This is a genomic window from Neisseria perflava, assembly GCF_024170405.1.
Lineage (GTDB): Bacteria > Pseudomonadota > Gammaproteobacteria > Burkholderiales > Neisseriaceae > Neisseria > Neisseria perflava_B.
The window spans coordinates 1-10,141 of the sequence record NZ_JALJYC010000041.1; the positions used below are offsets into that span (position 1 = coordinate 1).

The 10,141-nt window shown below is 50.7% G+C and carries 8 protein-coding genes and 2 tRNA genes; 5 read left to right on the forward strand and 5 right to left on the reverse strand.

The features are described 5' to 3' along the window. Positions 1-220 precede the first annotated feature (220 nt). Complete coding sequence (gene dld / locus J2T37_RS11035; RefSeq protein ID WP_253355896.1) at positions 221-1,912, forward strand: D-lactate dehydrogenase; 1,692 nt, start codon at positions 221-223, stop codon at positions 1,910-1,912. A 148-nt stretch (positions 1,913-2,060) separates the two neighbouring features. Here the strand turns inward: dld and J2T37_RS11040 are convergent. The 5 genes from J2T37_RS11040 to lolA form a co-directional block, all read right to left on the reverse strand. Beyond that, positions 2,061-2,151: transfer RNA gene (locus J2T37_RS11040), tRNA-Ser, on the reverse strand. Positions 2,152-2,166: 15 nt separating this feature from the next. Then, a tRNA-Ser gene (locus J2T37_RS11045) sits at positions 2,167-2,257 on the reverse strand. Positions 2,258-2,337: 80 nt separating this feature from the next. Next, positions 2,338-3,117, reverse strand: coding sequence for a peroxide stress protein YaaA (gene yaaA / locus J2T37_RS11050; RefSeq protein WP_253355898.1), 780 nt, complete (start codon positions 3,115-3,117; stop codon positions 2,338-2,340). 177 nt (positions 3,118-3,294) lie between these two features. After that, the gene (gene dapC, locus J2T37_RS11055) at positions 3,295-4,482 is read right to left on the reverse strand and encodes a succinyldiaminopimelate transaminase (RefSeq protein WP_253355900.1); all 1,188 of its coding nucleotides are present in this window, start codon (positions 4,480-4,482) and stop codon (positions 3,295-3,297) included. Positions 4,483-4,654: 172 nt separating this feature from the next. Next, entirely contained in the window at positions 4,655-5,275 is a 621-nt protein-coding gene (gene lolA, locus J2T37_RS11060; protein ID WP_253355902.1) for an outer membrane lipoprotein chaperone LolA, read from the reverse strand. A 388-nt stretch (positions 5,276-5,663) separates the two neighbouring features. On the opposite strand from lolA, the gene J2T37_RS11065 reads away from it, so the two are divergent. From J2T37_RS11065 to J2T37_RS11080, 4 genes are all read left to right on the forward strand, one after another. Further along, positions 5,664-6,668, forward strand: coding sequence for a porin family protein (locus J2T37_RS11065; protein WP_253355905.1), 1,005 nt, complete (start codon positions 5,664-5,666; stop codon positions 6,666-6,668). Positions 6,669-7,010: 342 nt separating this feature from the next. Beyond that, complete coding sequence (locus tag J2T37_RS11070; RefSeq protein WP_253355907.1) at positions 7,011-8,009, forward strand: porin family protein; 999 nt, start codon at positions 7,011-7,013, stop codon at positions 8,007-8,009. A 130-nt stretch (positions 8,010-8,139) separates the two neighbouring features. Continuing rightward, positions 8,140-8,955: a ferritin-like domain-containing protein gene (locus J2T37_RS11075; RefSeq protein WP_253355909.1), complete on the forward strand. Its 816-nt coding sequence runs from the start codon at positions 8,140-8,142 to the stop codon at positions 8,953-8,955. Between the two features lie 51 nt (positions 8,956-9,006). Then, the gene (locus J2T37_RS11080) at positions 9,007-9,993 is read left to right on the forward strand and encodes a cation diffusion facilitator family transporter (RefSeq protein ID WP_253355911.1); all 987 of its coding nucleotides are present in this window, start codon (positions 9,007-9,009) and stop codon (positions 9,991-9,993) included. Positions 9,994-10,141: the final 148 nt, after the last annotated feature.

Here is a 10,141-nt window from a genome sequence, read left to right on the forward strand (position 1 = left end):
TCATTACAATCTTTCTTGTCAGGAAAGGCAGTATGCTACTACATACTGGCCTTTTCTGTTTTTAAGAAAGTTGCAGTTGGTATGCGAATGTAAGGCCGTCTGAAAATCATTTTGCATTTTCAGACGGCCTTTATTTACTTCATCGCAACATGCTACTACAATCGGTGTGTTTTTTATTGATAACAAGTTTTATCGCGCTGTCCCGCGTTTGGAGAACCCTATGACCGCTTCGCAACTGATTCAAAAACTTACCGAGACCGTTGGCGACAAATACATCATTACCGATCCCGCCAAAACCGAGCAATACCGTCAGGGCTACCGCTTCGGCGAGGGCAAGGCGCTGGCGGTGGTGCGGCCGGGTACGCTGTTGGAAATGTGGCAAATTTTACAAGCCTGCGTAGAAGCGGATGTGATTGTGATTACCCAAGCAGCCAATACCGGCTTGACCGGCGGCTCGACGCCTGACGGTAATGATTACGACCGCGACATCGTCATCGTCAACACCATGCGCATGAACATTATCCAGCCGATTAACAACAACGAGCAGGTGGTGTGCCTGCCCGGTTCGACCTTGAATCAGTTGGAATTGCTGCTCAAACCGCTGGGGCGCGAGCCGCATTCGGTGATTGGTTCGTCGTGTATCGGCGCGTCGGTGTTGGGCGGCGTGTGTAACAACTCCGGCGGTTCGCTGGTGCAGCGCGGGCCGGCTTATACCGAAATGGCGCTGTTTGCCGAAATTGATGCCGAAGGCCGTCTGAATTTAGTTAACCATTTGGGCATCGATTTGGGCGATACGCCGGAAGAAATTCTGACCAACCTGCAAGGCTGGCATTACCAGAAAAAAGACATTACCCAAAACGCGGGCAAAGGTCATGACCACGCCTACTGCGAGCATGTGCGTCAAATCGACGAGCCAACCGCCGCCCGTTTCAATGCCGACCCTGCGCGGCATTACGAAGCCTCGGGCTGCGCGGGCAAGCTGATGGTATTTGCCGTTCGCCTCGACACCTTCCCGCAGGAGAAGAAAACGGCGGTGTTCTATATCGGCACCAACGACATCAACGAGCTGACCGACATCCGCCGCGCCGCGCTGGGCGAGTTTACATCGCTGCCGGTATCGGGCGAATACATCCATCGCGATGCCTTCGATATTGCCGATGTTTATGGCAAAGACACGTTTTATGTGATTAAAAAATTCGGTACGCACCAGCTGCCCAAATTGTTTGATTTTAAAGCGCGGGTAGATCGATTCAGTAAAAAAATCAGCTTTTTACCCAAGCATTTATCCGATAAGGTTTTACAGTTCGTCAGCAAATTTTTGCCCGACCACCTGCCCAAATCCATGCGCCAATACCGCGACAAATACGAGCACCATCTGATTTTGAAAATGGGCGGCGAGGGCGTGGATGAGGCGCGCGCCTATTTGAAACAGTATTTTGCCGATAAAAGCAGCAGCTATTTCGAGTGCAGTCCGGAGGAAACCCAAGCGGCCATGCTGCACCGTTTTGCCGTGGCCTCTGCCGCCATCCGCTACCGCATTGTGCATGAAAACGAAGTGGAAGATATTGTCGCCCTCGACATCGCCCTGCGCCGCGACGACCGCGACTGGTACGAACACCTGCCGTCTGAAATCGACAGCAAAATCAGCCACAAGCTGTATTACGGTCATTTTATGTGTCATGTGTTCCACCAAGACTATATCGTCAAAAAAGGCCACGATTGCATTGCTTTGGAACACGAGATGTGGAAGCTCTTGGACGCGCGCGGTGCGCAATATCCGGCAGAACACAACGTCGGCCATCTGTATGTTGCTAAGCCGGAATTGAAACAGTTTTACCGCAAACTCGACCCGACCAACAGTTTCAACCCGGGCATAGGCCAGACCAGCAAGAAGAAAAACTGGGCGGAATAAGCGAGAAAATGTGATGGGCTAAAAATAAGGCCGTCTGAAAAATATTGCCGGATAGCGCGGCATTTTTCAGACGGCCTATTTTTATTACGGGATAATGCAATAGCATGCAAATGCAAAAAGCGCTGCCCGAGAGCAGCGCTTTTAATCTTGGCGGAGGCGGTGAGATTCGAACTCACGGAGGGCTATCAACCCTCGACGGTTTTCAAGACCGTTGCATTAAACCGCTCTGCCACACCTCCTAAAGGATTCAAGATTGGCGGAAGCGGTGAGATTCGAACTCACGGAGGGCTATCAACCCTCGACGGTTTTCAAGACCGTTGCATTAAACCGCTCTGCCACGCTTCCGTTTCTTGAAGTGCGCATACTAAAGGATTTCGGCGGTTTTGCCAAGCTGAATTTTAGGGTTTCGGATTAGCGTTTTGTTTTTACTTGGATTGTTCCACGCGGGTAAACACCCATTCCGAGTCGCTGGAAGCAGCGGCGTTGAAGGCGTAGCCTTCGTAATCGAAGTCAAGCAGTTGCTCGGCTTGGGTCAGGTTGTGCTCTGCGGCATAGCGCACCATCAGACCGCGCGCGCGTTTGGCGTAGAAGCTGATGATTTTGTATTGGCCGTTTTTCTTGTCTTTGAACACGGGCGTAATCAGGCGGGCATTGAGTTTTTTGGTGTTGACGGATTTGAAATATTCCTGCGAAGCCAGATTAATCAATACTTTGTCTTGCGCTTGCGCCAGCGTATCGTTGAGCAGGTCGGTAATGCGGTCGCCCCAAAATTCGTACAGGTTTTTGCCGCGCGAGTTGGCAAAGGCGGTGCCCATTTCCAAGCGGTAGGGTTGGATTAAATCCAGCGGACGCAACAGGCCGTATAAGCCGGAGAGCAGGCGCACGTGTTGTTGCAGGTATTGCGTTTGCGCAGCGGAAAGGCTGGCGGCATCTATGCCTTCATACACATCGCCGTTAAACAGATACACGGCTTGTTTGGCATTGTCGGGGGTAAACGGGGTGTGCCAAGCGGCGTTGCGCTCGGCGTTGAGCAGGGCGATTTTGTCGGAAACGTGCATTAGCTCGGCGATTTGCTGCGGCGCCAGGCGGCGCAGTTCGCCCATCAGGATTTCGGCTTGCGGCAGCAGGTCGGGCTGGGTGTGTGCGCTGATTGGAGCCGGGTCTTTTTCATTTAGGTTTTTGGCGGGGGATAAGACGAAAAACATCAGTATTGCTCGCTGGTGTAAGGAAGAATAAGGGAATTTTATTTTTAAAACAGCATGTCAGGCAAGGTAAAAGGGGTTGGGAATATTTATAGGGCTGTTTGCCAACCGACAAAGGCCGTCTGAAAAATATTGGTTTTCAGACGGCCTTACGGTTTATGCGAATCGTTAATCAGCTTATCAACGGTACAGCGATACAATGGTTTCGGCCGCTTTGACGCAGCTTTCTACATCGGCTACTAAGGCAATGCGCACATAGCCTTCGCCCGGGTTGCCCTGCTCGGTATCGCGTGCTAAGAAACGGCCGGGCAAAACTTGAATCGCGGCTTTCTGCCACAGGTTTTTGGTAAAGGCCAAATCGTCGCCGTCGGGCACTTTCAACCACACGTAAAACGATGCGTCGGGCAGGCTGACATCAAATACCTGTTGCAGAATTGGGATGACTTTATCGAATTTTTCCTGATACAGGCGGCGGTTTTCGATAACGTGTTCTTCATCGTTCCATGCGGCAATGCTGGCGCGTTGGGTGGGAATGCTCATGGCGCTGCCGTGGTAGGTGCGGTAGAGCAGGAAGTTTTTCAGCAATTCCGCGTCACCCGCCACAAAGCCGGAGCGCAAACCGGGTACGTTGGAGCGTTTGGACAGGCTGGTAAACATCACCAAACCTTTATTGCTGCGCCCCAGCGCAGCGGCTGCTTGCAGCCCGCCGAGGGTTTTGTTGCCGTTGAAATAAATTTCCGAATAGCATTCGTCGGAGGCAATAACGAAGCCGTATTTGTCTTGCAGGGCGAAGATTGCTTGCCAATCGTCCAGCGTCAATACGCTGCCGGTGGGGTTGTTGGGCGAGCAGACAATCACGACTTTGGTGCGCTGCCAGACATCTTCGGGAATGCTTTGCCAATCCGGTTGGAAGGTGGGCGCAGTGCAGTTGGCAAAACGGATTTCGCCGCCGCCGAGCAGGGTTGCGCCTTCGTAAATCTGGTAAAACGGATTGGGGCTGATGACTACCGGTTTTTCACCCTCGGCGGTCGGGTCTAAAATGGTTTGGATAAAGGCAAACAGCGCTTCACGACTGCCCAAAACCGGCAGGATTTCGGTATCGGGATTAACAGAGAGACCGTCGTAACGACGGTTTAACCAGTCGGCGCAGGCTTGGCGCAATTCAGGCAGGCCTGCGGTCAGCGGGTAGGAGGCGAGTTCGGCCAAAGATGCGGTCAGCGCATCGGTAATGATTTTCGGCGTGGCATGTTTCGGCTCGCCGATGTGCAACGGTGCAGGCGTGATGCCTTCGGGCGCGGACAAGCCCTGCATGGCGGCGCGCAGGCGGGCAAAAGGGTAGGGTTGGAGTTTATCTAATAAGGGGTTCATGGCCGTTCCAAACGCAAAAAACAAGGTCTGATGGTAACACTATTTGCGGGATTTTGTTTACAATTTTGCATAAGGATTGCTAATCTGCCCGATAAAAACGGCAGATGAAACAAGGCCGTCTGAAAACAAAACATCACAGTGTTGTTTTCAGACGGCCTTAACGGGCAGGTATTTAATTACTCAATACATCTACGCCTTTGGGCGGTGTGAATTTAAAGCTGCCGCGCGACAGATTCGGCTTGGTGTTCAAGCTGTTGAAATTGATGGTAGTTTCATTGCCGAAGCTGTCTTTGAGCTGCATGGCGGCCAAATTGTCGCCACGGAAGCCGATACGGATATATTGGTAGCCGGCATTATTTTTCTTTGGCGTGGCTAATACATAATCAATGCCGCCCGCGCTGCCGTCTTCTTTCAGAGTATAGCTGCTGTCTAAAGCGGTTTTGTTGGACAAAATCGCCGCCGGGCTGTCGCCAATGGTCTGGTCTTGCGACGATTTGGTCACTTGTTTCAAGTCCACATCGTAGAGCCAAATGGTTTTGCCGTCGCCGACGATGGTTTGTTTATAGGGTTTGGTGTATTCCCATTTAAACAGACCAGGGCGCAGGATTTGGAACGTGCCGCTGGTGGTTTGGGTTTTCTTTTTGCTTTTGACGGTTTGGCTGAAACTGCCGCTGATGCCGTCTGAATCATTGTTGAATTTTTTTAAAGCGTCCACCGCACCGGCTTGCGCCAAACCGATGGAGGCGCTCAAGCTGATGGCAGTCAGCCATTTCAGAAAAGAGGTTTGTTTCATGCTGTATTTTTCCTTGTTAGGGTATAACATTGATGACCTAGTATAGCGGGTATCACGCCGCATGCAAGGGTAAAACCAGGCATTTAAATTTTGTAAAATTTTCAGATTGCATTTAATTTTTTGAAATTCAATAAGTTTTATAGAAAAGGCAGGAGGCTGATTCACAATTATTTAACTGCGGACGCAAAAATCAGACGGATTCTCAGGATTTTCGTCAATTTTACAAGAAAGTCATTGTTGTAAAGACGCGAATATTTCCTATTGTTTGTCATATTTTATGCAGTGAAATTAGCCAAATAAAAAATGCTGTATTAAGATAAAAACAATAAGTCGTGCATGCAAAGATGTCACTGTGTGTCGGTTTATCCTTTAAAAAACGGAGTTTACTATGAAAAATACTAAGTTATTGACTGCTTTGGCCGCAATGGGCGCTTCTTTTGCTGCTTTCGACGCGCAAGCCGGTTCAGTTACCGATAGCCACGGTAACGTCGGTTATGATACCGCTGCCGAATGTGATGCCGCCGTACAATCCGGTCGTGCCAAATTCTACCAATCATTTACCCACAAACCTGCGCTGAAACGTGCAGGCGAGGCTTCTGTGCGCGTGGCAACCATCAAAGATTTGGGCCCAGAATATCGCTTGGGTGCATGTGATATGGGTGTCGGCCATAAAGAAGGTCGAGATGGCGTTGCTTCTGCCCTGCATGGCAAATACATTCCGTTCCACCCGGATATGCCGATTAATGTCTATTCAGACGCTTCCGGCAAACCGGTACGCGTGACCATGAAACAATGCGACAACTGGTTCTCCGACAACGCACCGCGCCCTGTTGCGCTGCCGGTTGAGCGTAAAGCTGCTCCGGTGGCCGCTGCCGCTCCGGTAGTTGCCGCTCCGGTGGTTGCTGCTAAATCCGGTTTGCGTCCGTATGTGTTCGGTACTTTGGGTGTGTTGAACGATCGAATCGAAGCCGATTGGGTTGACGATAACGACACCAAATTTGCCGGTCAAGTCGGTGCCGGTCTGCAATTTAACGAATGGTTGGGTGCAGAGCTGTTCTACCAAGGTTCAGCCAAACATAAATTTGAAGCGGATAACGGCGATACCTTCAAATCCCGTAACAACACCTACGGTGGCCGTGTGACTTTGGGTACTGAAGTTCTGCCGCAAACCCGCGTGTTCTTGAAAGCCGGTGTGGTTGGTATCCAACATAAAATCGACGGTTACGACAAAACCAAAGTACACGCTACTGCCGGTTTGGGCGCAACTTACGACCTGACCGACCACTGGGCATTGCGCGCCGATTACGATCACTACTTCAAACGTAAAGGCGAAAACAGCATCGAATGGAAAGGCGCTGACTACTTCGGTATCGGTGCTCAATACAAATTCTAATTCATGCTTGAATGATGAATCAGAAAGCCGACTCTTTAAGAGTCGGCTTTTTTATGTGGGAAAGGGTTGGTGAACATGCCGTTTGTTGGGTTTGAACGCCGTTAGAAATAATCTTATGCTGAAATCATTGCATTTGTTTAAAATGACGGCATTATCCTTCTGAAAAGAGGGATTGAAATAGTATCTGTCTTTACTTTGTTGTAAGGAAGAGACTTGAATGAAATAATAATGTGATTTTCTGTAATACCGTTAGGTAAGTTTGGGAAAATTGGATTAACATTTATGCGCCAAATTCATGTGCCTCGCGGTACATTGGTTTGTTTTGATAAATTGGAGTCAATAATGAAAAATATTAAAATGCTCACCGCAGTAGCGGCGCTGGGCGCTTCTTTTGTTTCTTTTGAAGCACATGCGGGTATGGTAACGGATGCTCATGGCAACGTGGGTTATGATACTGCTGCCGAATGTGACGCTGCCGTACAAGCCGGTAATGCCAAATTCTACCAGTCTTTTACTCATAAACCTGCGTTGAAACGCGCGGGCGAAGTGTCTGTGCGTACCGCCACTATCAAAGACTTGGGCTCGCAATACCGTTTGGGCGCATGTGACTTGGGCGTTGGCCGTAAAGGTGGTCGCGACGGTGTATCTAGAGCTCTGCAAGGCAAATACATTCCGTTCAGCCCGGATATGCCGATTCATGTTTACCAAGACGCTGCCGGTAATCCTGTCCGCGTCAGCATGCAGCAATGTGACAACTGGTTCTCCGACAACACCCCGCGTCCGGTTGCCATTCCGGTTGTTAAAGAGCCTGAGCCGGTTGTGGTTGCGCCTGTGGCCGCTGCACCTTGCAAATGCGCCGTACCTTATGTATTCGGCAGCGTAGGCGTATTGCGTGACGGTTTGTCCACTTCCGACGGTGAATACGATGACCGTGATAACCGTTTTGCCGGTCAAATCGGTGTGGGTGTTCAATTCAACCAATACTTGGGTGGTGAGTTGTACTACCAAGGCGCGGCCAAACACAAATACACCAGAGAAGACGGCAGCAGCCACTTCAATGCCCGCAATCATACTTTGGCAACCCGTTTGACCGTTGGTACCAGCTTTGACAACAAAGCCCGCGTATTCGGTAAAGTCGGTATCGCTGCGGTACAACATCGCGGTGACGGTTACAAAAAAACCAAAGCCCGCGCAACTGCCGGTATCGGCGCAAGCTACGACTTGACCGACCACTGGACTGTTCGTGCCGATTACGACCACTACTTCAAACGTGGCAGCGACAACGGCGTGAAATGGAAAGGCGCAGACTACTTGGGTCTGGGTGCTCAATACAAATTCTAATCCTCGCGGATACGCAAAAGCCGGCTCGAAAGAGTCGGCTTTTTTTGCTGCTTTCAGACGGCCTAGTGAGCAGAGTAGGCCGTCTGAAACGAAAACGCGTATAATTTGGAAAATAGTTGGAACAAAAATCATGCCGTACAATCCTTATCCTTTACTGGAGCGTGCTTTACTAGCCGATAATCCCGATGAAAAGAGCACGCTGACCAATACCTTGTTTGCTGAGCTTCAGACGGCCTCCGAACTCGTCTGCGATACTGCGCCTCCTCTGGATTTTCGCTATGCCGGACGCCCTGCCAAGCCGCTGCTGGTGGCGCCGACACAGGTCACGCCGCGCAAGATGTCCACGCCGGAAGGCTATGTCGCCATGCTGCATGCCATTTGCCATATTGAGTTTAACGCGATTAATTTGGCTTTGGACGCCGCTTACCGCTTCCGCACGTTACCGGCGCAGTTTGTGTGCGACTGGGTGCAGGTGGCGAAAGAAGAAGTACACCATTTCAATTTAATGCGCGACAGATTGCGCGAACACGGTTTTGATTATGGCGATTTTGAGGCGCACGCGCATTTGTGGGACATGGCGTATAAAACCGCTTACGATCCCTTGTTGCGCATGGCGCTGGTGCCGCGTGTCTTGGAGGCGCGTGGCTTGGATGTAACGCCGGGCATACGCGCCAAAGTCGCCCAGCGCGGTGATGAAGAAACCTGCGCCGTGTTGGATATTATTTACCGCGATGAAGTCGGCCATGTCCGTTTCGGCAACCATTGGTATCAGTATCTTTGCCGCGAACGCGGTTTGGAGCCGGTAGTGCTGTTCCGCAATCTGCTGGCGCGTTACGATATGTTTATTTTTCGCGGCTACGTTAACATTGAAGCGCGCGAGCGGGCAGGGTTTAGCCGCTTCGAGCTGGATATGTTGGAAGATTTTGAGCAGAGCATAAAGCAGTAAAGGCCATACCACAGGCAGGCTGCGCACTCCGAAACGGAAGAGGAAAAGCATATGGCACACCATCATGATCACAGCCACGACCATGCCCACACGCATACGGCGAATAAAAAAGTTTTAGGCGTATCGTTTGCCGTGATTGCCTTGTTTATGCTGGTGGAGGCGGTTGGCGGCTGGCTGACGCATTCGCTGGCGTTGCTGTCCGACGCTGGGCATATGTTCAGCGACGCTTTTTCGCTGGGCGTGGCGCTGCTGGCCTTTAAATTCGGCGAACGCGATACCACGCTGAGCAAAACCTTCGGCTACAAGCGCTTTGAAATTCTGACGGCGGCGTTTAACGGCCTGACGCTGATGGTGATTGCCGCGCTGATTTTTTACGAAGCGGTCAAACGCCTGATTGAGCCGCCCGAAATCGCCACCGTCGGCATGTTGGTCATCAGCGTTATTGGTTTGTTGGTGAATATCGCCGTGGCCGTGTATATGCTGAGAAACAGCGATACGCAAGACAACGTCAATATGCGCGGCGCGTATCTGCATGTGATCAGCGATTTGTTCGGATCGATTGGCGCGATTGTTGCGGCGCTGTTGATGATGGCCTACGGCTGGCAATGGGCAGACCCCGTGGCCAGCGTGCTGGTGGCGGCTTTGGTCGGCCGCAGCGGTTGGCATTTGTTGAAGCAGACCCTGCATATACTGATGGAAGGTGCGCCGGAAAATATCCATACCGATGAAGTGCTGGCAGTAATTCAAAAAGCCAAAGGCGTGGAATCGGTACACGATTTGCATGTCTGGACGATTACCAGCAATGTCAATGTGTTATCCTGTCATATCGTGGTGGACGGCGCTTTGACCGTGGCGCAGGCGGAACAGCTGGTGTATCAAATCGAACATGATTTGTCGCATTTGAACATCGCCCACTGCACCATCCAAGTGGAAAGCCGCCGCCATCCGCATGAAAACAGCGTATTGTGTCCGATTGGCAAAGAAAGCGAACATGAACATAGCCACGAGCATGAACACGAAGAACCGAATAAACATTGACCTTGCGCTCCGCATGGCAAACAGACTTTGAAACACAACCGCCTGTATGCAAGATTAAATTTGGGGCTGTACTAGATAATTAGAGCAAATTACCTTTTACTAACTGTTTCAAAATAGAAATTTGAGATTTTATTTCACTGTTGTTAAA

Bases quoted from the DNA above. Each gene is read 5' to 3' on its own strand.
- dapC (WP_253355900.1), bottom strand. From the start codon at position 4,482: ATGAACCCCTTATTAGATAAACTCCAACCCTACCCTTTTGCCCGCCTG.
- yaaA (WP_253355898.1), bottom strand. From the start codon at position 3,117: ATGTTTTTCGTCTTATCCCCCGCCAAAAACCTAAATGAAAAAGACCCG.
- J2T37_RS11080 (WP_253355911.1), top strand. From the start codon at position 9,007: ATGGCACACCATCATGATCACAGCCACGACCATGCCCACACGCATACG.
- J2T37_RS11075 (WP_253355909.1), top strand. From the start codon at position 8,140: ATGCCGTACAATCCTTATCCTTTACTGGAGCGTGCTTTACTAGCCGAT.
- dld (WP_253355896.1), top strand. From the start codon at position 221: ATGACCGCTTCGCAACTGATTCAAAAACTTACCGAGACCGTTGGCGAC.
- lolA (WP_253355902.1), bottom strand. From the start codon at position 5,275: ATGAAACAAACCTCTTTTCTGAAATGGCTGACTGCCATCAGCTTGAGC.
- J2T37_RS11070 (WP_253355907.1), top strand. From the start codon at position 7,011: ATGAAAAATATTAAAATGCTCACCGCAGTAGCGGCGCTGGGCGCTTCT.
- J2T37_RS11065 (WP_253355905.1), top strand. From the start codon at position 5,664: ATGAAAAATACTAAGTTATTGACTGCTTTGGCCGCAATGGGCGCTTCT.